General features: G+C 50.5%; 20 protein-coding genes. 16 read left to right on the forward strand and 4 right to left on the reverse strand.

Annotated features, from left to right (window positions below; all coding sequences use genetic code 11):
* Position 1 precedes the first annotated feature (1 nt).
* The 13 genes from TH61_RS11670 (at position 2) to TH61_RS11730 (ending at position 13,009) form a co-directional block, all read left to right on the forward strand.
* Positions 2–1,012 carry a polysaccharide deacetylase family protein gene (locus TH61_RS11670; protein WP_066509401.1) on the forward strand — a complete coding sequence of 337 codons (1,011 nt, stop codon included), beginning with the start codon at positions 2–4 and terminating at the stop codon, positions 1,010–1,012.
* Between the two features lie 17 nt (positions 1,013–1,029).
* Positions 1,030–1,959 (forward strand): glycosyltransferase family A protein, encoded by a 930-nt coding sequence (locus TH61_RS11675; RefSeq protein ID WP_066509404.1) that lies wholly within the window; start codon positions 1,030–1,032, stop codon positions 1,957–1,959.
* Positions 1,956–3,026, forward strand: coding sequence for a glycosyltransferase (locus TH61_RS11680; RefSeq protein WP_066509407.1), 1,071 nt, complete (start codon positions 1,956–1,958; stop codon positions 3,024–3,026). Before TH61_RS11675 ends, TH61_RS11680 begins: the two co-directional genes overlap by 4 nt.
* 27 nt (positions 3,027–3,053) lie before the next feature.
* Entirely contained in the window at positions 3,054–4,040 is a 987-nt protein-coding gene (locus TH61_RS11685; RefSeq protein WP_071887839.1) for a glycosyltransferase, read from the forward strand.
* Positions 4,031–5,116, forward strand: coding sequence for a glycosyltransferase (locus TH61_RS11690; protein ID WP_066509412.1), 1,086 nt, complete (start codon positions 4,031–4,033; stop codon positions 5,114–5,116). The genes TH61_RS11685 and TH61_RS11690 overlap by 10 nt, the downstream gene beginning before the upstream one ends.
* Positions 5,117–5,269: 153 nt before the next feature.
* Entirely contained in the window at positions 5,270–7,282 is a 2,013-nt protein-coding gene (gene ligD / locus TH61_RS11695) for a DNA ligase D (RefSeq protein ID WP_066509414.1), read from the forward strand.
* Positions 7,283–7,287: 5 nt separating this feature from the next.
* Complete coding sequence (locus tag TH61_RS11700) at positions 7,288–8,310, forward strand: SDR family oxidoreductase (RefSeq protein WP_066509416.1); 1,023 nt, start codon at positions 7,288–7,290, stop codon at positions 8,308–8,310.
* Between the two features lie 129 nt (positions 8,311–8,439).
* Entirely contained in the window at positions 8,440–8,820 is a 381-nt protein-coding gene (locus TH61_RS11705) for a CZB domain-containing protein (RefSeq protein ID WP_066509418.1), read from the forward strand.
* Between the two features lie 155 nt (positions 8,821–8,975).
* Entirely contained in the window at positions 8,976–9,227 is a 252-nt protein-coding gene (locus TH61_RS11710) for a hypothetical protein (RefSeq protein ID WP_066509420.1), read from the forward strand.
* A 212-nt stretch (positions 9,228–9,439) separates the two neighbouring features.
* Complete coding sequence (locus tag TH61_RS11715) at positions 9,440–10,354, forward strand: M48 family metalloprotease (RefSeq protein ID WP_066509422.1); 915 nt, start codon at positions 9,440–9,442, stop codon at positions 10,352–10,354.
* A gap of 179 nt (positions 10,355–10,533) precedes the next feature.
* Positions 10,534–11,445, forward strand: a complete 912-nt coding sequence (locus TH61_RS11720; protein WP_066512805.1) for a M20/M25/M40 family metallo-hydrolase — start codon at positions 10,534–10,536, stop codon at positions 11,443–11,445.
* Between the two features lie 181 nt (positions 11,446–11,626).
* Complete coding sequence (locus tag TH61_RS11725) at positions 11,627–12,115, forward strand: hypothetical protein (protein WP_066509424.1); 489 nt, start codon at positions 11,627–11,629, stop codon at positions 12,113–12,115.
* A 216-nt stretch (positions 12,116–12,331) separates the two neighbouring features.
* On the forward strand, positions 12,332–13,009 hold the full coding sequence (locus tag TH61_RS11730) for a porin family protein (protein WP_066509427.1): 678 nt from the start codon (positions 12,332–12,334) through the stop codon (positions 13,007–13,009).
* A gap of 66 nt (positions 13,010–13,075) precedes the next feature.
* Here TH61_RS11730 and TH61_RS11735 read toward each other — a convergent pair whose 3' ends face one another.
* From TH61_RS11735 to TH61_RS11745, 3 genes are all read right to left on the reverse strand, one after another.
* Entirely contained in the window at positions 13,076–13,804 is a 729-nt protein-coding gene (locus TH61_RS11735) for a PA2169 family four-helix-bundle protein (protein ID WP_157600696.1), read from the reverse strand.
* A 93-nt stretch (positions 13,805–13,897) separates the two neighbouring features.
* Positions 13,898–15,001 carry a patatin-like phospholipase family protein gene (locus TH61_RS11740; RefSeq protein ID WP_071887959.1) on the reverse strand — a complete coding sequence of 368 codons (1,104 nt, stop codon included), beginning with the start codon at positions 14,999–15,001 and terminating at the stop codon, positions 13,898–13,900.
* 202 nt (positions 15,002–15,203) lie between these two features.
* On the reverse strand, positions 15,204–15,755 hold the full coding sequence (locus TH61_RS11745; protein ID WP_066509438.1) for a hypothetical protein: 552 nt from the start codon (positions 15,753–15,755) through the stop codon (positions 15,204–15,206).
* 320 nt (positions 15,756–16,075) lie between these two features.
* On the opposite strand from TH61_RS11745, the gene TH61_RS11750 reads away from it, so the two are divergent.
* The 3 genes from TH61_RS11750 (at position 16,076) to TH61_RS11760 (ending at position 19,889) form a co-directional block, all read left to right on the forward strand.
* Positions 16,076–17,854, forward strand: a complete 1,779-nt coding sequence (locus tag TH61_RS11750) for an aminopeptidase P family protein (RefSeq protein WP_066509440.1) — start codon at positions 16,076–16,078, stop codon at positions 17,852–17,854.
* A gap of 174 nt (positions 17,855–18,028) precedes the next feature.
* The gene (locus TH61_RS11755) at positions 18,029–18,796 is read left to right on the forward strand and encodes an isocitrate lyase/phosphoenolpyruvate mutase family protein (RefSeq protein ID WP_066509441.1); all 768 of its coding nucleotides are present in this window, start codon (positions 18,029–18,031) and stop codon (positions 18,794–18,796) included.
* A gap of 1 nt (position 18,797) precedes the next feature.
* A complete protein-coding gene (locus TH61_RS11760) occupies positions 18,798–19,889 on the forward strand; it encodes a bifunctional transcriptional activator/DNA repair enzyme AdaA (protein WP_066509442.1) in 1,092 nt (363 codons plus the stop codon).
* 311 nt (positions 19,890–20,200) lie between these two features.
* Here the strand turns inward: TH61_RS11760 and TH61_RS11765 are convergent, their stop codons facing one another.
* Entirely contained in the window at positions 20,201–21,883 is a 1,683-nt protein-coding gene (locus TH61_RS11765; RefSeq protein ID WP_066509444.1) for a M28 family metallopeptidase, read from the reverse strand.
* Between the last annotated feature and the right edge of the window lie 51 nt (positions 21,884–21,934).

Consider the following 21,934-nt stretch of genomic DNA (forward strand, 5'->3'; position numbering starts at 1 on the left):
TATGGTAGCCAAACTCAAACATATTATCAAGGACTATTTAAAGCCCAGCGCGTTGGTACTCATGTACCATAGAGTAGAGGCGCCTGACCATGATGTTTGGGATATCTCTGTGCACCCAGAACGGTTTGAACAGCAACTGCAAGCCCTAAAAAATCACTACCGGGTTATTCCCTTGAGCGAGTTGTTAGACCGCCAGAAGAAAAATAGCCTTCAGAGTAATACCTTGGCTATCACATTTGATGACGGTTATGCAGATAATTTCTTTATAGCAAAACCCTTGCTAGACAAATACAATCTACCAGCTACATTCTTTATTGCCACAAGAAACACAGACACAGCCAACGGGTTTTGGTGGGATGAATTAGAGGAGGTGATGTTAGGGACAGCCCAGTTGCCAACTCACTTCAAAATGAATGTGTCTGGAATAGAGCTTGACCTGGACCTAGGCGAGGAATGCAACCTCACCCAGGACCTTAAAGAAAAGCTAAGCCATTGGAAAGCGTTTGTGCAGGAAACAGACACCCAACGCAGCAAGCTGTTTTTGCAACTTTGGCAAGTCCTCAGGCCTTTAGCCCATGCAGAGCAACAACAGTATTTGGCTAGCATCAAAGAATGGGCAGGAAGAACAGCTGTTGACGAGAAGAAGTCTACATGCATGTCCTATGCCCAATTGAAAGAACTTGCTGCTAACTCGCTTTTTGAGGTGGGGAGCCATACCAATACACATCCATTATTACCTAGCCTCAGCAAAGAACAACAGCTCCTAGAGTGGAGACAGAATCGTGATGTTTTACAGGACATCACAAGCCAGAATGTCAAAACCTGTTCATTTCCCTATGGCGCTTACAACGCAGAAAGCATAGAAGTTACGCAGCAAATTGGTTTTTCTGGCGCATTCACCACGCAAGAACAACGCATTCACCAGCACACAAATCCTTTCCAATTAGGTAGGATCCAAGTTCCTGATTTAGGGGAACAGGCGTTTCAGAAATTCCTTAGCTATCCTAGATAACGTTATTCCTGCTACTTATGAGTACTTTGAATAGGCCGCTTGTCTCGGTGATTATCCCGTTCTACAACGAAGAGGAATTCCTCTCAGAGGCCATTGACAGCGTGCGTCAGCAAACGTACGCCCACTGGGAAATCATCTTGGTAGACGACGGCTCCACCAACCACAGTCGGGACATTGCCAAAGGCTATGCCGCCGCCTACCCAGAAAAGATTACTTATGTAGACCACGCAGGACACAGCAACAAAGGTGCAGCGGCCAGTAGAAACCTAGGGGTAAGGCAGGCTAAGGGAGAGCTTTTCGCATTCCTGGATTCTGATGACGTCTGGTTGCCATTTAAGCTGGAAAACCAAGTAAAGTTATTTGAAAAGAACCCAGAGGTGGGAATGGTGGCCGAAGCCTCTGAGTATTGGTTTAGTTGGGAGAATCCCGCCAGGAAAGACGTGGAAGTGCAGATTGGAGTAGAGGCAAATAGGGTGTATAAGCCTTTTGAGTTAGCCAGGGCTTTGTATCCATTACAAGCCAAATCCTGTCCATGTCCTTCGGCGGTGGTCATGACCAAAGAGGCGTTTGAGAGGTCTGGTGGGTTTGAAGAGTCCTTTATCAACGACTACCAGATGTATGAAGACCAGGCATTTTTAAGCAAGGTCTATCTGCAAGAGAATGTCTACATCTCTTCGGCGTGCCACAACCGCTACCGCCAACGGGTGGGCTCTGTGGAGCAGAGTGCCAAAGCCAATGGCTTGTACCACGTGGCCCGGCACTATTTCCTGACTTGGTATGAGGCCTATTTGCAACAGCACCATATCCAAGACCCTGAGATAGTAGGGCTTCTTGAAAACGCATTTCAGCCGTACCGCCATCCGCAGCAGTATTTCATAAAACACACGCTGCCCACCAAGATTAAACACATTTTTAGAAGAGGAATACGCAAACTTGCCCATTCATGATGCCAGCCGTCTCTGTGTTAATGCCCGTCTACAACGCTCAAGATTTTCTGGCAGCGGCCATGGAGAGTATTCTCCAGCAGTCTTTCCGTGATTTTGAGTTCCTGATTATAGATGACGGGTCTACAGATGACAGCGTAGCCATTATTCAATCCTATCAAGACCCACGCATTCGGTTGTGCCAGAATGAACAGAATCTGGGCATCAGTGCCACTTTAAACAAAGGGATTGATCTAGCGCGGGCGCCCTACATAGCCAGAATGGACGCAGATGATGTCGCGTATCCAGACCGTCTGCAAAAGCAGGTAACTTATTTAAAGCAAAACCCAGCCTGTGCCATGGTGTCTTCCTTTGTGAAGGTGATAGATGAGCAGGGGAAGTTTGTGAGGCAGGATGACTTCAAAAGCGAGTATTTCTATTACAACCTCACCTTTATCTGCTGGATTTACCACCCAACAGTCATGTACCGCAGGGAGGCCGTGCAAGCCGTAAATGGCTACACCAAACCATACGCAGAGGACTTTGAGCTGTTCTGGCAACTCTCCAGAAACTACCGCATCCATACCCTGCCTGAGCTACTATTGGACTACCGGGTTACCAGCAAAAGCCTGCACCAGGTTTTACGCAAAGAGGAGTATGCCCAGGCTCAACAAGAGCAGATTCAGCGGAACATACAATACTATACCAGAACAGATAAATCTTTGCCGCCGGCTTTCATTGACTGCTATCAGTATAGCTTCTTGCCTTTGTTGCAAGAGAAAAAGGTCCACCAAATTGTAGCCTGCCTAAAAACACTGGATGGTATCACCCAAAAAATCTTAGAAACAGAAAACCCCAACAGAAACAGCCAGGATATTCAAAAAGCAGCCATTTACAAGAAACGGTACATCGTGAATTTCTTTCTTAAGCGTTTAGCCTGGCCCCAGAGAATCTACCTTTTGCTTTCTGTTTTTACCCTGAAGGATGTAGTCAAATTTTATAGAGCCCAAGCCATTGAAGCCAAAAGAAAAAAAGCAACGCCAGCGTTACAAAAGCAGCCACACTTATCCCATGAGTTAAGCTTTACCTAATCTACTTCTTACCTATAATCGCACACCATGACCAGAATCCCCATGTCACCGCCCATCATTCAACCGTTACCTATTAGTAGGGAGCGGCCGTTGTGGTCTGTGATGATTCCGGTGTACAACTGTGGAGCGTTTTTAAAAGAAGCCTTGGAGAGTGTGCTGGCACAGGAGATTCCAGAACGGCAAATGCAGATGGAGGTAGTGGACGACGCCAGTACTGACATAGATGTTCAACAGCTAGTGCAAGAAATTGGCAAGGGCAGAATCTCCTATTATAGACAAGCGGAGAACGTTGGTAGCCTACGCAATTTTGAGACCTGCCTCAACCGGGCCAACGGACATTTGGTGCATCTGCTCCACGGCGACGACTATGTAGGAATTGGATATTACTCGCAAATAGCCCAACTGTTTGATCAATACCCAGAAGCGGGCGCAGCTTTTTGCCGGTACCGGTGCGTCAATGAGAAAGGGGAGAAGGTCTATGACAAAACCCCTGAAAGGACCACAGAAGGCATTTTAAACAATTGGCTTTTAAAAATAAGCGAACGCCAGCAGGCACAGTATGTGGCCATGACCGTCCGCCGAACAGTGTATGAGCAGCTAGGTGGCTTTTATGCGTTGGAGTACGGCGAAGACTGGGAAATGTGGGTGAGGATTGCGAGCCGTTTTCCAGTGGCTTATACTCCCAGGACCCTGGCCTTTTACCGGGAACATGCCCATTCCATTTCAGGGAGCAGGTTCTCTTCTGGCCAGCATTTGCAGGATTTAGCCACCGCCATGCGCCTCATCCAACAGCACCTCCCCGAAAAGCATAGACGTCATATCCTGAAAAAATCGCAGCGCTACTATGCCGGGTACGGTTTAAAGGTAGCCCGCAAATTATGGCGCCGCGTGCCCAATCAGTCGGCCACGGTGGCCCAAATCCGCCAATCTCTCCAACTCTACCAGAGTCCTATGTTATACCTGCTCAGCTTAAAATTACACGCCATGATGTTACTCAAAAGATTATGGAATTAGGGATATCTGTGATTATCTGCACCTACAACGGTGCCAGGCTTTTGCCCAAAACCCTCAAACATCTGGCGCAACAGCAGGTAAGGGATGATGTGAAATGGGAAGTGCTGGTCATTGACAACGCCTCCACAGACAATACCCAGATTGTTATTAGGGATGTTTGGGCAGATGGCAAAAGCACCGTCCCCTTGACAGTTCTGTATCAAGCTAATCCTGGATTATCTCATGCCCGCCACATGGCGTTAGAGAATGCCGCCTATGAGTTTGTTCTCTTCTGTGATGATGACAACTGGCTGGCTCCCACCTACGTGAACAATGCCTATGACCTCATGGTCCGTCACCCAGACGTAGGAGTTTTGGGCGGCCGCGGCGAACTGGTCTTTGAAAGCAAGGTGCCGCTTTGGGCCAGGGGGCACGGATTATTCGCCAATGGACCGCAGGCGGAAGCTTCTGGTCAGGTACACAACAACGTGGTGTATGGGGCCGGATGCGTCCTAAGAAAATCTGCCTATGACAAACTCACCAAAGCCCACTTTCAACCATTGCTCACTGACAGGTTAGGCGTTCACTTGAGCGCCGGCGGGGACTATGAGCTTTGCTACAACATTGTCTTGGTGGGCTATTCCATCTGGTATGAAGACAGCCTTAGGTTCAAGCATTTTATGCCCAATGGTCGCCTTTCTTGGGACTATACCATCAGGTTGATAAACCAAGGGGCCCGCAGTTTTGAGAGCATTGTACCTTACCGCATTTTCGTGAACAAAGGAGCCAGGCGCAAGGCAGCCTTCTATGCGTTTTGGGTCCTAATCATGGCTTCCTATGTCCTCAAAGGAAGTAAAGCCATCCTTTTCCTGGTATTCAATGCCTGGCAAAAAGAGACAAGGGATTTCTACTACCTTAAAGTGGTTTCGGCTAAGGCAAAGCTCATGGCCCTTTTTCCGCACAGGGTCCTGTACGCCAACTTTACAAAAATTGAAAAATTTGCCCGCCAACTGCGCAAGGAACCAAACAAGGTTGAGGCAAAGCCAGCAGAGGTAGTAGACCAGCCGCCATTCTCAGAAGTCTATATGCCCATGTAGCAATTTCTTGCACGGTGTAAAGTCTAATAAACCAACAAGGTTTGTTTTTGGCCTACTTTCCAGAAATCAGGCTAAAAACGGAGGAACGGGGTTGAGGCAGCGTTTATCGTAATTTCTCGTACAAACTGCTGACCTAACCAATCTGCTGGACCCATGGCTTTAGAAGAACAAAACCCCAAGAAGACCTTCCAAGAGATTCCAGAACCCAAAGGCGCAAAATCAAAACCCAAGGCTGTAGCAAAGAAACAGGCAGGCACCATGCCCATGCCGCACCTCATTGACCCCATGACGGCCAAGCTCACCGATGGACCCTTTGACGACCCTAACTGGCTGTTTGAAGTAAAATGGGATGGCTACCGCGCCGTGGCCGAAGTAAAGGAAGGGCATCTGGAGCTGTATTCGCGCAACGGCAAATCCTTCAAGGAAAAGTACAAGCCTGTGGTTGAGGCCCTGCAAAACCTGCCTTGCCAAGCCGTGTTTGACGGCGAGCTGGTAGTGTTGGACGAGAACGGAAAGGCCAATTTTCAGGCGCTGCAAAACTACCAGAACACACCCTCAGAGCATCTCTACTATTACATTTTTGACCTGCTCTACCTGGACGGCGATGACCTTAGAAACCAACCGCTGCTGGCCCGCAAACAGAAACTAAAGCAGTTGCTGTCCAAAGCCAAAGATCCCTTGCGCTACAGTGAGCACAGAATAGGCAACGGCATCCAGTTTTTCAAAGAGGCCCAGCAACACCAGTGGGAGGGTATCATGGCTAAAGCTGCAGACAGCAAATACCTCATTGGCAAGCGCTCGCAGGAGTGGCTCAAGATAAAGACCCACCTGCGCCAGGAAGCTATCATTGCCGGTTTCACAGAACCTAAAGGCAGCAGGGTACACATAGGTGCCCTGGTGCTGGCGGTGTATGAAGGCAAAGAGCTCAAGTACGTGGGCCAAAGCGGGAGCGGCTTCAACAAGCAAAGCCTCACGGATCTCAAAGCCAAGCTGGAACCGCTGGTGCAGGAGAAATCCCCGTTCAAAGAAAAAGTGCCCTTAAGCCGAGATGTTACCTGGGTGAAGCCCGAGCTGGTCTGTGAACTATCCTTCGCGGAGTGGACCAGTGACGGGCAGATGCGCCAAGCCATCTTTGAAGGGCTCAGAACCGACAAGAAAGCCAAAGACGTGATTCATGAGCCGGTCATCTCATCAGAGAAAGTAGTGGAAGAGGAAAGCACCGGAAAACAGGCTGAAATTCCCAAATCAGGCAAAAAACAGGAAGACACCATGGTATTGAAACTAGACGGAAAAGAAGTGACCATCACCCACCCAGAGAAACTGTATTGGCCCGAGGAAGGCATCATCAAAGGCGACCTGGTCACCTACTACCAGACCATGGCCGACATCATTCTGCCGTACTTAATAGACCGGCCAGAGTCCCTACTACGCAACCCCAATGGCATTGCCAAGCCGGGGTTCTTCCAGAAAGACGCCGGGGACAACGCGCCAGACTGGGTGCAGACCAAAGCCATCAAAGCCGAATCTACGGGGCAGGAGGTGGACTACATTATCTGCCAAGACAAAGCCACGCTGGCCTACCTCAACAACCTAGGCTGCATCCAGCTCAACCCCTGGAACTCGCGCCTGCAAAGCATTGACCGACCAGACTATTTGGTGCTGGACCTGGACCCCGGCGAGAATACCTATGACGAAGTGGTAGAAACGGCCCTGGTAGCCAAAGAAGTGCTGGATGAGTTGAAGATACCTGTGTACGCCAAGACTTCTGGGGCTACAGGCATGCATTTGTACGTGCCGCTGGCCGCTAAATTCCCGTTTGACCAAGTCAAGGATTTGGCCTTGCTGCTTGCCCAAAGGGTACATGAGCGTCTGCCCAAACTTACCAGCCTGGAGCGCAGTCCCAAAGAGCGGCGTAACCAGATTTACATTGACTACATGCAGAATGCCATTGCGCAGACCATTGCGGCGCCCTATTGCGTACGGCCCCGCGCCGGGGCAACGGTGTCCACGCCGCTGCAATGGAAAGAAGTCAAGAATGGCCTGCACCCTTCGCAGTTCACCATTAAAAACGTGCCGGAGCGGGTCAAAAAGCTGGGAGACATTTTCAAACCAGTTCTAGGCGAAGGCATTGACGTGGCCGCCTATCTCAAAGAATTAAAGAAGTAACCTATATGGAAAAGAAAACAAAAAACAGCCTGTTATTGGCAGGCGCCGGTATTGGTAGCCTGTTCCTGTTGCGCTCCGCATTGAGGAGTAAACGTGAGTTCTCATTTACGGATCGTACGGTTCTCATCACCGGGGGTAGTAGGGGACTGGGCCTGGTGCTGGCTAGAATGTTCGCGGAGCAGGGCGCCAGGATTGCCATCTGTTCCCGCACGCAAGACCAATTGGACAAGGCCTGCGCCGAACTTAGAGAAGGAGGAACCACCGTGCTGGGCTTCAACTGTGACGTAAGCGACCGCGAGCAAGTCAGAAGTATGATTTCTGAGATCAAGGAAAAGCTGGGACCGGTAGAGGTGCTCATCAACAACGCGGGCGTCATCTCGGCGGGGCCGCTGGAAGAGATGGACGTGCCAGACTTTGAGGAGGCCATGAACATCCATTACTGGGCGGCGCTCTACACCATGCTGGAGGTCATCCCAGACATGAAAGCCCGCGGCGAGGGCCGTATTGTCAACATCGCTTCTATTGGGGGCAAGGTAAGCGTACCACACCTGGTGCCTTATAGCGGTAGCAAGTTTGCGCTGGTAGGCATGTCTGAAGGCTTCAGGTCAGAACTGTCACAGTACGGCATCTACGTGACTACCATCAACCCAGGGCTTATGCGCACCGGCAGCGCCCGCAACGCCTACATGAAAGGGCAGCATGAAAAGGAATACACCGCCTTCGCACTGTTAGACGCCAACCCGCTCATCTCCCTGGCCGCCGAGGACGCCGCCCGTAAGATCATGGACGCCGCCCGCTACGGAAAATCTGAGGAGACCCTGGGGTTGAACGCCAAACTCATGAGTACCCTGCACGGCTTGTTTCCGGGGGCGGTGACGGACTTGATGGGCGTCATAAACCATTTTCTGCCGGGACCGGGCGGCATTGGCAAAGAGCGGGTGCGGGGCTATGAAAGCGAAACTGAGCTCACCCAGTCAGTGCTCAACGCGCCTAACCAGAAAGCGGCGGCACAGAACAATGAGTATTAAATCGTTTTAGCTTGTTTTCCAGAAATCAGGCCAAAAACGACCTTTGCCGGGTTTAAAGAAAGGTAATCAAGGAACTTAAGTGAGCAGGCAAGCCTTACCTTTGTAGAGATTTTTAACCCGAAGGAGTACGTGATAGAGAACAGAGTTACACAACAACCCATCAGCAGTCAGGATTTTGAGCAGGCCAGGATCAAGCATGTGCTGTTTAAATCTAAGTTGCGGGCCTTGCTGTATGGCGCTTCCATAGACCCAGAGCCGGTCATCACCAACAATGCCTGTGCGTTGGGGCAATGGATCAAGCAAGTGGCCTTTCCGCAGTTAGGGGACAGCCCAGAGCTGCGCCAACTAGATCATTTGCATGACCAATTGCATGACACCGCCCGCCACCTGTACCACCTGTACAAGGCCGGCAAGCAAGAAGAAGCCATTGAAGGCCTGCGGGAGATAGAAGACATCGCCGAGGCCTTTTTAAAGCTCCTCACGGACTTGGAACGCAAGGCCATGAGATAGGCTGTCATATAACCTAGTAACAAAAGAGAGACGCCCCAAAGGTGCCTCTCTTTTGTTAGGCCGTTTTTGCCTTGGGCATAACCCTTTGCTGGCTTGGCAAGTAAAAAGAACATCGGCTTTGTTAGCCATTTGTTTTACCTAACGCAAACCACACCATGCCAGATCCACATAAACCAGTAAACGATCCAGACAGCAACAAGTCCGTATTAAGAACCGACCAAGGCAAACAAACAGAGCGCGACCGTGAAAGCCAAAGCGACAATGACACCTACAAGCGCTCCATGACCGGCTACGACTCCACCAAGCAGGATGAGAACTTTGACAATACGTCACGGTTCTCCTCAGAGAACTCCCTGGATGAGCGCGATACCAATGACGGCGACGCCAACTCAGAGAACAACTATTAATTAGAAAAGCCCTTGGTGGCAAGCCAAGGGCTTTTTTGTGCCTTGTCTGGAACTAGAAAAATAGTTTGGAAACAGCGGCACCCATCTTGGTTTAAAGCGCGTATTTTAAAAGTTGGCAGAGAACTTGCTATATACTGGGTACAATAAGATTTATGACAGAGGCGTTGAATTTTCTACCCACCTCCTCTGTTTTACAATAGATGGAAACGCATATGAAAAAGGTTCTTTTAACAGTACTCACCAGCATACTGCTTGCTGGTGCCGCAGTGACAAATCCGTCTGTGGCCGAGGCCAAGAAAGGATCTGTTGCCTTCTCTTCCACCCCGGCAGACACCCGTGACGTGATTGCTGAGATTATTGACGTCATTGGCTTAAAGCCTCGCTTTGAGGTAAGAGCCGCCAACGTACCCAATGCCGCGGCCACTATCATCAATGGCAAGCGCTATATCTTGTACAATGAGCGTTTCTTAAGCGCGGTGAACAACGCCGTGCGCACAGACTGGGCGGGCATCAGCATTTTGGCGCATGAGATGGGTCACCATTTGAATGGCCATACCCTGAACCAAGGCGGCAGCAATATCAATGATGAGCTAGAAGCCGATGAGTTCTCTGGGTTTGTGTTGCGGAAAATGGGTGCCAGCTTAAGCGAGACCCAGGCTGCCATCAAAGTATTGGCAGATGATTATGACAGCCGTACGCACCCAGGCAGGAACTCACGTTTAGCCGCCATCAACAAAGGCTGGCGCAACGCCGAAAGCCAGATTCTGGCCAGTTCCAAAGCCGGTACGCCTACTCGTTCTGTGGCAGCGCCTTCGCGGTCAGCGGCCATGGCTGCCACGCCGGCCCCAACCGCCAGAAGAGCCTCCGCTTCTAAAATGAACGCGCAGCACATTTTGCGTCAGGTGAAGCTGCAAAATGCTCCTGAAGAATTGATTTTCGTGACCACCGCCTACAACGTAGTACGAGAGACCGAAGACGGTTTTCAGGTAATTGGCAAGCTGCAGAAAACCGGAAGCCCTAACTTTCCTTATGTTCTAGAGAGTCAGTATCTGCCGTCCATCTTTGTGACCACAGACGGTCTGCTGCTCAACAAAGATGGCAAACGCGTGGGAGTCTTGACTACCTAAGCACACTGGTTTTAGAATGTATATTTTCAGAAGCGCGTCCTCTCACGGGGCGCGTTTTTTTTGTGATTGGTGGGTTGGTTTTCCGTTTTTGGCCTGTTTTCCAGAAAAGAGCCTAAAAACGGTGATGGATTTGAGGGCATGCGTTGGGCTATACTAGTTTTTGCAGTATCTTCCAGACCATGAAACAGCCATCATCATTTTCTGTAGGCCATTGGTTTTTGGGCGTGGCCCTGTGCGCCCTTAGTGTATCTTCCTGCGCCCAGAAGGGCTACCAAAGCTCCCAGGTGTTGCGGGACGTTGAGATCCTGGCCGCCGACTCCATGGGCGGCAGGCTGCCCAACACGCCTGGTCACGCCAAAGCTCAGCAGTACTTAATGAAACGCTTCAAAGAGGTAGGACTGACGCCCATTTTGCAACCCTTTCAGTTTACCTCTAGGGCTACCAAAGAGCAGACGCCTGGGTCTAACATCATAGGCACCATTGCGGGCAAGTCAGAGAAAGTGATTGTCATTACGGCACACTATGACCACGTGGGTACTCGTAATGGGATCATCTTTAACGGCGCGGATGATGACGCCTCTGGGATAGGTGCTTTATTGGCCATTGCTACCCATTTCAATGCCCAGAAGCCACAGCACACGCTTTATTTTGTGGCCTTTGACGCCGAGGAGCAGGGCCTGGCTGGTTCAAAAGCATTTGTAGAAAACCTGCCCATCGCTAAGGAAAGAATCCTCCTGAACGTGAACATGGACATGCTCAGCATCTCGGCTAAGAATGAGTTGTATGCGGCGGGCACGTTCCATTACCCGTGGTTAAAACCCATCCTAGACCAAGTTAAAACCCCTGAGGGACTCACCCTGAAACAGGGGCACGATAGGCCAGAGCAAGGGCACGATGACTGGACCTTGCAGTCAGACCATGGCAGCTTCCATAGAAAGCAGATTCCGTTTGTGTATTTTGGGGTGGAGGACCATCCGCACTACCACAAAGAGACAGATGAATTCAAGAACATCCACCAGCCGTTTTACCTTAAGTCTGTGGAGACTGTGTTGAACGCCGTTCAGCTTTTAGATAAGCAAATTCCTTTATAAAATAATAGATAATTTATAGGATATTCCCATTCAATTGCATAGCTGCAAATGGATGGGAATATTTTGTTAATCCCTGTTTATCAAGGTATTATACCGTGTTTTCTTGGATAAATAACCATATGTTCTTTAAATCGTTAAAGAGCATAGAGTTTTAAATCGATGTTCCACCAATTAAGAAAGCATGGTTAAGAACCACACGTATGGATTATTACTGCTCATTTTATTTCCGTTTCTAAAAGAGATTACCGGCTCTACCACGCCGGCCCCAGCCAAGCCGGTACCCGCTAGAGTTGTCTCTTTTCCTGCACCACCCGTAGTGGAAGCAGCTCCCGCTCCAGAAATCATTGAAGTAGATGCCTCTATCTATCATCCAGAGGCCGCGCAGACAGATGATTCCCCATTGATCACCGCAGATGGTTCCCGCATTAATCCCAAGAACCCCAAGAAGCATCGTTGGCTGGCATTGTCCCGCAACCTGCTTACTAGATGGGGAGGAGATTTTGATTATGGCGACTCTGTGAAGGTAACAGGTATTTCAAAAGAACTAGATGGCATATATGTAGTAAGAGATGCCATGCACCGCAGAATCAGAAACAGAGTTGACATTCTGGTGGGACCCAAAGACAAAGCAATGGGTTTCTGGCAAGACGTAGAGCTGACTAAGCTGTAATAGCAATTTCTTTTCACCTATATGCCCAACCTCTCTCCAGGTTGGGTTTTTTTATGTCTTTTTCTGAAAGGTGAAAAGCGCCTCTGCATTGAGATAGAAGGGTTTTGATGCCACCAAACCAACTCCATAAGAATATAGGTTTTTCAAATTGGCATGGTTTTTCATTTAAACACGGCAAGAACGCAGGTGTTCAAAAACATGATAAATCTATACCAGATGAAAAAGATACTAGTAGCGGCATTGGCGTTGGTAGCCGGCGTAGTGACCGAAGGATTTGCCCAGGACGGGGGCATGAAAGTGGGCTTTAGAGGCGGCTACGGCATGGCCGGCTGGCAAGGCGAAACCATGAAGAGCGTCAACGACATGCTGGAGTTTACAGACGGCAACGTGAAGACCAAGATGCGCCCTGGGTTCCATGGTGGCATGTATGTGAGCATACCCCTGGGTGCAGGCTTTGAGTTTGAACCGGGCGTGCAGTACGCACAAAAAGGGATGGTGCTGGAAGGGACCGTGCCAGGCAAGGCAGGTGAGTATATGAACGCCAAGGTTACCGTCACCAACAAATCAGATTACATAGAGGTGCCTTTGCTGGCCAAGCTGTATGTAGCTGGGGGCTTGAATTTGTTTGCCGGGCCGCAGGTGTCCCTACTGGTGAACAACAAGCTTAACGTGAGCGCAGGGGCTTTGGGTATTTCTGCCTACAACAATGACTTTGACTGGGACATGGGGCAACGCCAGATAGACGTAGGGATGGCCGCCGGACTGGGCTACCAGTTTGCCAATGGCTTAAACCTGAGCGGAAGCTATGACATGGGCTTAACCACCGTGGACGAGGGAGCAGATTATAAAACCTATAACCATGGCTTTAAAGGCTCCATAGGGTTTAGGTTCTAAAAAGATATAGTGAATGTGTTATAGGATAAGGTAAGAAAAGCGGCGGGCATTGCCCGCCGCTTTTCTTTATGCCTTCTTAGATTTGCTAGAAGTGCCTTTTCCGGTAGAGCCGGCAGTAGACCCGTTAGAGCCTTCCTTCTTGCCCAGACCAGACAGGTCAATGTTTTTGGTTAGGCTGGTAATACCGGCCATCAATTTATCCGTTGGTATGCGCTTGGTGATCAATCCATATACCAAAGCGGCTCCTGCGGCGGCACCCGCGGCGTACAAAGCCGTCTTTAAAGGCGTAAGCCCTTGGGCTGAAGAACCGTTGCTGGAGTAGTCTCCCTGATAGAAAGAATCTGGTGAAGATGAGCCCCGCATCTGGTGCAGACGTTGCAATACTTCAGAAGAAGCCTCGCGCTGGCGCAAGATAGTGCCACGCACGTCATACGGCAGTTCATGGTCTAAGGCGTCACGGTAGGCTTTCTGGGCCCACTCTTCGCCATATATGTTGGAGCCTAAAATGGCATCTTCGTCGCGGCCAGTCAAGGCAGCTTTAAAGTCCATCCACTGGCGGTACAGCTTTCCTTTGACCGTGGTGTCACGCTCTGGGCTTCCGCCGTGGCGCTGAATGATCATGTTCAATTCATTGGCAAACGCCAAACGCTGCTGAGAGAATTTGCGGTAGATGTCTCTGCGCAAGTCATCTTTGGTTTCCTGGGCGGCGCGCTCGTAGCCTTCCATCCCGTCATGGACAAACTCGTTGAGTTCTCTTAGAACCGCAACAATTTTCTTGTTTTCGTTTGATGGCATATTGGTGGTTTTGGTTTTCAACTCATATCAACGTGAACCAACCATGCAGGGTTAAACAAAATAGAACTATAGAGGACAAACTTAGGTGAAAAACTACTCGCAGTTGGCAAAGAACTGCAGCATTCCTTTACGGCCGCTCTCCAGCAAAGTCTGCTTGTCCTTCTCAGACAATCGCTTGATTTTAGGCCCGAAACCTGCCGTGCTCACAGACACCGTCCGGTCCCAGTCGGCGGGGGTAAGCTCATGGCGGTTCAGGTTTTCGGCCACAATACGGTAGAAGGCGTTTATGTAATCTGTGAAGGAATCAATAGAGTTGGGTGCCAGTCCTTTCCGCTCCAAGTCATAGGCAATCTGCTCTTCGTGGTCCAGGCGTATGCCAATGGTCTCTGGGTTAATGAACCGGGTCTTGGGCATTTCTGCTGATGCTCCAGCAGCGAAATATTTGGGGTGGTCAAACACTAGCAAGGGGAAATCCATGAGCACGCCGCCGTCTACCATCACGTCTGTGACATGGTTGGGCTGCGGCGTTGGGTACACTTTACCGGTGCTGTCCATGAATACCGCCTGAAAAAACATGGGAATGGACATGGAGATACGTACCGCGTCCTTCACGCGCATGTTAGGATACGTCTCATGACTGAAAATCTCAGTGCGTTGCCGGGATAGGTTGGTGCCCGTAATGTACAAATCTCTATAGCCGTTTTTTCCTGCCAGCGCATGTAGTTCCTGAAAGGTAAGATCGGCGTTTCCGGTGCGTTTCTCAATGAGGGCAGAGATCCATTGTGTGAACTTTTCGCCGCGGTACCAGCCGTAGCGGTTGGCCATGCGCGTGAAGCCGCCGATGAACAGGAACCGCCCATCTGCGAACTTCTGAACGGGCGTCTCAAAGGTTACTTTGGTGATTTCCTGCGGTGAATACCCTACTGCTAACAAACACGCCTGAATAGCCCCTGCGGACGTTCCTGAAATACGCTCAATGGGCTGTAAAAACCCGCGTTTGTCCAGTTCTGCCAGCGCGCCGCCATACGCAATACCCCTGATGCCGCCGCCCTCCAACGCCAAGTTTTTGTAGACATGGGTAGGCGTGGCCGTTTGCGCGAAGGTGATGGTTGGTGAGAGACTTAGAGAAAGAAACAGGCTGAAGGAAATCCGTTTTAAGGCTATTTTCCGGAAATCAGGGCAAAAACGAAGCGGCATAAAGGGCATTCAGAAGATTATGAGCACAAGTTACTCAATTGGTTAAGTATTCCTGAAGACTCTTCTAGTTCCTGCTATCTATTATTTAGGGAGGCCTGAAAAAGAAATGTCGTTTTTGGCCTGTTTTCCGAGAAACAGGCCAAAAACGACATTTACAAGTCTATTGTCTATCGTCTAATATCTAGATCTAGCGTCTTACAACTCAATCCACCTCAAACTCCATAGGCAAGTTAAACGGCAGTTGGCGGCGTTTGCTGCGGCCGTTCAAGTCTTCAAGAAACATATTGAGCGTGTCCTGGTACTCTAGGTGGTAGTCTTCGTGCAGGTGCTTTCTAATGAGCATGATGGTGCGCAACACCATGCGCGCCGTGGCTACATAAAAGGTTTTGTAAACGCTCTCAAACTGTCCTGTGAAATTGTCAAAGATGAGTTGCAACGTGTAGATGTGCAGTTCTATCTCGCCTTTGCGGTCTTTAGTAATGCGTTGGTAGCGGGCAATTTCCTGGGTTACCTTTTTCATGCCGCGACTCAAGGCCTTGCTCAGGCTTCTCCCGGATACGGTGAACAGAATCTCATGGATGGCCTCAGAACTGCGCTCAAATACGGTCTCCTGGGTAATCTCATCCAGCAGCTCATAGGCCAGCGTGTCATAGGCTTCGGCGTCTTTGCGCACCAACCGCAGAATCAGGGCTTCCTTTTCTTTCTCACTTAGCTTTTTCACCGCCTGTTTAAACGGGGCAGAAGGTACGGGCATGCTATTAATTAAAAATTGATAATTAAGAATTAATAATTGGGAAAGCCTCTGATAAATAGGCTTCGCTCAAATCTTTAGCAAAAGTACGGGTTTGTTAGCAAAAGCGTTCATAGTGGCTTGGTAATGAGGCGAAATTCTTGCAAATGGTGGTTGGTTTGCTTTTGCTTAAGTTAGTTTGAGCTACTTTCTCTATGGGCTTCAAAGAAGTTTAATGTCTTGAATCTTGCATCTAAAGTCTGGCAAAAATTGAAGTCTTGCGTCCTGTGTCTTACATCTTGTGTCTCTATTATGTAATTTGAGCCGCAAACAGACTTGAGATTATGAGCCATACAGATAGATTAGCCGGCATACGGCAACAGATGCAGGAGCAGGGCGTGAATGCGTATATCATCCCTTCGGCGGACCCGCACATGAGTGAGTACCTACCCGACTATTACAAGGGCATTTACTTCGCCTCGGGCTTTACCGGTTCGGCGGGCACGCTCGTGATAACGCCAGACTTTGCCGGCCTCTGGACCGATGCCCGCTATTTTGAGCAGGCCGAAGAGCAATTGGCTGGCTTCGGTTTTGAATTGGTGAAACTGAAAGTGCAGCACAGCCCCGAGTACATTCAATGGCTAGGCAGCCGCCTGAAAAAAGGGGAGACCGTGGCGTTTGACGGGCGCCTCATGTCTTTGCAATTGGCCCAGCTTCTGCAACAGCAACTAGGCAGCCGCGGCATTCAGTTAGCCGGACAGCATGATTTCCTGAACGCCGTCTGGGCTGACAGACCATCCTTGCCTACGGCGCCGGCTTTTTTGCTGGATGAGAAAATCACCGGCAAATCTGCAGAAGAAAAACTACAGGAGGTGCGCTCAGCGTTGAAAGTGGCTGGAGCGGATTATCATTTAATCTCTTCCCTGGATGACATTGCCTGGCTCTTTAACCTGCGCGGCAGCGACGTGAAAGCCAATCCGGTGGTGCTGAGCTTCGCGCTGATAAGCCAGGACAAGGCCGTTCTATTTATTGACGACGTTAAGCTCACAGACCAGGACAAAGCACGCTTAGAGAAAGCTGGCGTAACCTTGCAGGCCTATGACGCAGTGGCCAACGCCCTAAGCCAACTACCTGCTTCTTCTACCATCTTCCTGGACCCGAAACGTACCTGCCAGGCCTTGTTTGAACAAGTGCCTACCCAAATGGGCGTGGTGCAGGACACCAACCCAAGCACAGTCTTAAAGGCGGTGAAGAACGAAGTAGAGGCGGCCAATACCAGAATCACTATGGTGAAAGACGGCGTAGCCTTGACCCGTTTCTTTAAATGGCTGGAAGAGAACCTGGGCAAAACAGAAATCACCGAAATCTCTTTGGCCGACCAACTACGCGCCTTTAGAGCAGAGCAGGACGGTTTTGTGGGCGAAAGCTTTGACACCATTGCCGGCTACCGAGAGCACGGCGCTTTGCCCCACTATAAAGCTACCCCAGAAAGCGACGTGCCGCTCAAAGCCGAAGGATTGTTCCTGCTGGATTCGGGCGGGCAATACCAGACGGGTACCACAGACATTACCCGCGTCATCTCCTTGGGCAAACTCACCGAAGAAGAGAAAGCCGACTACACGCTGGTGTTGAAAGGCATGATTGACGGCTCCACGGCCCGCTTCCCGAAGGGCACGCGCGGCTACCAGATTGACGCCATCACCCGCAAGCCGCTCTGGGACCACGCCCGCAACTACGGCCACGGCACCGGCCACGGCGTAGGCTTCTTCCTGAACGTGCACGAAGGCCCGCATGTCTTCAACGCCACCCCTACGCCCATTGACATTGAACTGGGCATGATTACCTCAGTAGAGCCCGGAATTTACCGCCCGGGCCGCTATGGCATCCGCATAGAGAACCTGGTGCTGACCATTGTCGATGAAGTAAACGAGTTTGCCGAGTTCTATACCTTTGAGACCCTGACTCAGTTTATCATTGACACGGCACCGGTAAATAAGGATTTGCTGGAAAAACACCATATTCAATGGCTCAACAGCTACAACCAGGGCGTGGTGGAAAAGCTGGGACCGCACTTAACTGAAGAAGAATTAGCTTGGCTTAAAGAAAAGGCGATGGCTATTTAAATTTAAAAACCTAATTAGAAAGAGAGCGACACCAAAGGTGTTGCTCTCTTTCGTTTTTGGGCTGTTTTCCAGAAACCAGGGCAAAAGCGGCGGCTGTAAAAAAATATAGTTGTTAATTTTTCGGTTGTGGAGGGATGGTGGAAAGGCTTGTTTTGTAGTATAATCTAATACGCTATGAGCCACTATACCACCTTCTTACAGCTTCATCAACAACCAGAACCTTTCCTGTTGGGTAACGCTTGGAACGTATCCAGCGCGCAGGCCCTGGAGAAAGCCGGCTTCAAGGCCATCGGGACTTCCAGCGCCGCTATTGCGCATTCCTTGGGCTATCAAGATGGAGAACAGATGCCTTTTTCTGAGTTGGTCTACATGGTTTCCAGAATAGTGCAGTGCGTAAAACTGCCAGTAACTGTAGACATAGAAACGGGCTATGCAGAAACCGCCGAAGAGATAGCAGAGAACATTGCCCAACTGCACCAACTTGGGGTGGTAGGCATCAATCTGGAAGACTCAACCGTGCTGGGTGCCCGTACCCTGCAGCCCGCCGAAAGTTTTGCCCAAAAGCTGAAGCAGGTGAGACAGTTGCTTGACCAAAAGCAGGTGCAGGTGTTTTTGAACATCAGGACAGACGCCTTTTTGCTTGGCCTGGAAGACGCGGTGCAAGAAACGCTTTATAGAGTGGGTCTGTACCAGGCCGCCGGAGCAGATGGTATTTTTGTGCCAGGCTTAGTGCGCTCAGAAGACATACGCCAGATAACTGCCGCTATCCACTTGCCTGTGAACGTGATGAGCCTGCCCACCCTGGCGCCTTTTGAGGAATTAGAGCAAGGCGGCGTGAAGCGGGTGAGCATGGGTAACTTCGGCCACCAAGCAGTCTATCAGCACATGGAAAATCAAATGCAGGCTATAAATACTACCAAGTCTTTCACATCTTTGTATTGATATGAATACCGCGCTCCAGACCTCAGATGAAATCTTCTACCAGGCCCTGGTGGCCAAGGACGTCAGTTATGAAGGGACGTTCATTGCGGGCGTAAAAACCACGGGCATCTTCTGCCGGCCTACCTGCACGGCGCGCAAACCCAAACGCGAAAACGTGGAGTTCTTCAAGACGACCAAAGAGGCCATTCTGCACGGGTATCGTCCTTGCAAGGTATGCTCGCCGCTGGAGAAGATGGGGGAGACGCCCTCGTACATCCAGGAGATTCTGCAGGAGATTAACCAAGACCCTTCTATCAAGTTCAAGGATTGGGATTTGGAGCAACGCGGCATAGAGCCCAGCAAGATTAGGCGCTGGTTTCTGAAGAACCACGGCATCACGTTCCATGCCTACCAGCGCATGTGCCGCATCAACTCGGCGTTCAAGAAAATACAGAGCGGCGAGGCGGTGACGGCCGTAGCCTTTGACTCGGGCTATGACTCCTTGAGCGGCTTTACAGATTCTTTCAAGTCTATTTTTGGCGTGGCTCCGTCGCTCAGCAAAGAGCAGCGCATCATTCACCTCACCCGCTTACAGACGCCTTTGGGCACCATGTATGCCTGCGCCGTGGAAGAAGGCATCTGCCTACTAGAATTCACCGACCGCCGCATGCTGGAAACTGAATTCAAGGCACTAACCAAGCTTTTGAACGGCACCCTGGTGCAAGGCGAGAGCCATTATTTTGCGCAACTGAACCAAGAACTGGAAGAGTATTTTGCCGGAAAGCGGCAAATCTTTACCGTTCCTCTAGTTACCCCGGGTACGGCCTTTCAGAATCAGGTATGGCAGGTGTTGCAGGAAATTCCATATGGGACCACGCGCTCCTATAAACAGCAGTCCATCGCCTTGAACAACCTGGGTGCCATCAGGGCGGTGGCGCAGGCCAACGGCATGAACCGCATCTCCATTTTAATCCCATGTCACCGCGTTATTGGCGAAGACGGAAGCCTTACGGGTTACGGCGGCGGCTTGTGGCGCAAGAAATGGCTGTTGGATTTAGAGCGGGAACATAGCCCGGTTGAAATGAAGGCAGGTCAACAGACAGCTTTGTTTTAAATCTGAGCGCTAATAAAAACGGTTCGGGCTGACTCTAGGGTAGATGCAGCCCGAACCGTTTTTGGCTTGTTTTCAGCAAAAGAGGCTAAAAACGAATTTAAATCATTTACCAACCCTGAACTCCCTCTTAGTCATCCTGAAAGGACCTTGTGGGAAAACTAGATATACGCAGGCTATGAAACCGTACTTTACATTCGTAATAACGGAGGTTGGCTTTTCATTTTTAGCAAGCGCATTTACAACTTGCCCACAAGGTCCTTTCAGGATGACAAAAGGGAATGAGAAGAGGACTTCATACCTAAGTATTTTGTTTACTTCTTCGGCATATATTTATCCCTTACGGCTTTAAACTCAGAACCGGCTTTCCATTGCGGCCACTCATTGGAGAAGGCCAGGCGTCTGCCCAACTGGTACAGAAGCTGTAAGTCTGCTACGGCGCCGTCCATCTTGAAGGCCTCGTTGACCTGGTCGTTGGGCTTGTGGTAGATGTTGGTGGTGAAGTCCTCCAGCAGTTGTTTGCCTTTCTCTTTGCCTAGGGCAATATGGTCGGTGCCCATGCCGGTGAACAAGGCCGGTACGCCTGTCCTGGCGAAGTTGAAGTGGTCTGAGCGGTAGTACAGGCCGGCCTCGGGCTTAGGGTCGCGGGCAATGTAACGGCCTGCTTTTTTGGCTTCCTCGGCTAGCATCTCTTCCAACTCAGACTGCCCCATGCCAATCAATACAATGTCTTTGGTGGCGCCGTAAGGGTTGAGCATGTCCATGTTCAGGTTGGCCACGGTTTTCTCTTTGGCGAATGTGGGGTTGTCCGCGTAGTGCGCCGACCCCAGCAAACCTTGCTCCTCGGCGGTCACCGACAACAACACCACGGTTCTGTCAGGATTTTGCCCACTGTCTTTGAACGCCTTGGCCACGGCCAGTAGACCGGCGGTCCCGCTGGCGTTGTCGGCGGCGCCGTTGTAGATGCTGTCGTTCTGGTCGTTCTTCTTACCGATGCCCAGGTGGTCCCAGTGCGCCGAATAGACGATGGCCTCCTCAGGGCGTTTATCTCCGGTAATCTTGGCGATGAAGTTGTACGATTTGTCATACTTGGCCTTGGCTTGTAACGATGTGCTCACGGTCAACCCCAAAGGTCCGCCTTTGAAACCAGGCTTAGCGGCACGGGCCAGCTCTGCTTGGTAGTTCTTGCCGGCGGCTGCAAACAGCTTCTCGGCGACTGGTGTGGTAATCCAGCCCTCCATGGCGTTGCGGTGTACGTCTTTGCCTTTGGGCGCAAGGTAGAACTTGGAGGTGTTCCAATTGTTTTGCACAATCTTGAAACCGTAGCCGGCGGGTTCGTCGGCGTGTACAATCAGACAGCCTTTGGCGCCTTGGCGGGCGGCCTCTTCCAGCTTGTAGGTCCAGCGGCCATAGTAGGTCATGGTCTTGCCTTTGAAGAAGGTAGTGTCCTGGGAGTAGAAGCCCGGGTCACTCACGATTACTACGGCAATTTTGTCTTTCACGTCCAGGCCGGCGTAGTCGTTCCACTTGTACTCGGGTGCCACAATCCCGAAGCCCGCAAACACCAGTTCGGTGTCTTTGATGGTCACGTTCGCATCGGGGCGTCTGGCCCACACCACATAGTCTTCCAAGCCTTTCAAGGTCAGGGTCTGCTTGCCCTTCACGGTCATGGTGGGCGCCGCGGTAGAGGTGATTTCCACCATGGGCACTTCCTGCAAGAAACTGTCGCCGTTGCCCGGTTCCAGTCCTAGCGCCTTGGCTTCTTTCTCCAGGTATGCCAGGGTTTTCTTCTCGCCGTTGGTGAAAGGCTTGCGGCCTTCCATGTCATCAGCGGCAATGGCAGTCACGTAGGTTTTGTAGCTGTCCAGGGTGACTTCTGACCCAGCAGTCTTAGCCGTAGAGGTGGTGGAAGTGGTTTCCTTGGTGCCTCCAGATTGGCAACCCGCTAAAATCCAAAGGCTCAAGGGAATGGCCCAGAAGTATGTGCGTTTCATCATAGTTTATTTGTTTGGTGAGGTGTAGTTCTTATTTCGAAAAATAGACATTAA

The sequence above is a fragment of the Rufibacter sp. DG15C genome (genome assembly GCF_001577755.1).
In the GTDB taxonomy this organism is placed as follows: domain Bacteria; phylum Bacteroidota; class Bacteroidia; order Cytophagales; family Hymenobacteraceae; genus Nibribacter.

Excerpts from the sequence above, each read along its gene's own strand:
- TH61_RS11670 (WP_066509401.1), top strand. The coding sequence starts at position 2 with ATGGTAGCCAAACTCAAACATATTATCAAGGACTATTTAAAGCCCAGC.
- TH61_RS11675 (WP_066509404.1), top strand. The coding sequence starts at position 1,030 with ATGAGTACTTTGAATAGGCCGCTTGTCTCGGTGATTATCCCGTTCTAC.
- TH61_RS11680 (WP_066509407.1), top strand. The coding sequence starts at position 1,956 with ATGATGCCAGCCGTCTCTGTGTTAATGCCCGTCTACAACGCTCAAGAT.
- TH61_RS11685 (WP_071887839.1), top strand. The coding sequence starts at position 3,054 with ATGACCAGAATCCCCATGTCACCGCCCATCATTCAACCGTTACCTATT.
- TH61_RS11690 (WP_066509412.1), top strand. The coding sequence starts at position 4,031 with ATGGAATTAGGGATATCTGTGATTATCTGCACCTACAACGGTGCCAGG.
- ligD (WP_066509414.1), top strand. The coding sequence starts at position 5,270 with ATGGCTTTAGAAGAACAAAACCCCAAGAAGACCTTCCAAGAGATTCCA.
- TH61_RS11700 (WP_066509416.1), top strand. The coding sequence starts at position 7,288 with ATGGAAAAGAAAACAAAAAACAGCCTGTTATTGGCAGGCGCCGGTATT.
- TH61_RS11710 (WP_066509420.1), top strand. The coding sequence starts at position 8,976 with ATGCCAGATCCACATAAACCAGTAAACGATCCAGACAGCAACAAGTCC.
- TH61_RS11715 (WP_066509422.1), top strand. The coding sequence starts at position 9,440 with ATGAAAAAGGTTCTTTTAACAGTACTCACCAGCATACTGCTTGCTGGT.
- TH61_RS11720 (WP_066512805.1), top strand. The coding sequence starts at position 10,534 with ATGAAACAGCCATCATCATTTTCTGTAGGCCATTGGTTTTTGGGCGTG.
- TH61_RS11725 (WP_066509424.1), top strand. The coding sequence starts at position 11,627 with ATGGTTAAGAACCACACGTATGGATTATTACTGCTCATTTTATTTCCG.
- TH61_RS11730 (WP_066509427.1), top strand. The coding sequence starts at position 12,332 with ATGAAAAAGATACTAGTAGCGGCATTGGCGTTGGTAGCCGGCGTAGTG.
- TH61_RS11735 (WP_157600696.1), bottom strand. The coding sequence starts at position 13,804 with ATGCCATCAAACGAAAACAAGAAAATTGTTGCGGTTCTAAGAGAACTC.
- TH61_RS11740 (WP_071887959.1), bottom strand. The coding sequence starts at position 15,001 with ATGCCGCTTCGTTTTTGCCCTGATTTCCGGAAAATAGCCTTAAAACGG.
- TH61_RS11745 (WP_066509438.1), bottom strand. The coding sequence starts at position 15,755 with ATGCCCGTACCTTCTGCCCCGTTTAAACAGGCGGTGAAAAAGCTAAGT.
- TH61_RS11750 (WP_066509440.1), top strand. The coding sequence starts at position 16,076 with ATGAGCCATACAGATAGATTAGCCGGCATACGGCAACAGATGCAGGAG.
- TH61_RS11755 (WP_066509441.1), top strand. The coding sequence starts at position 18,029 with ATGAGCCACTATACCACCTTCTTACAGCTTCATCAACAACCAGAACCT.
- TH61_RS11760 (WP_066509442.1), top strand. The coding sequence starts at position 18,798 with ATGAATACCGCGCTCCAGACCTCAGATGAAATCTTCTACCAGGCCCTG.
- TH61_RS11765 (WP_066509444.1), bottom strand. The coding sequence starts at position 21,883 with ATGATGAAACGCACATACTTCTGGGCCATTCCCTTGAGCCTTTGGATT.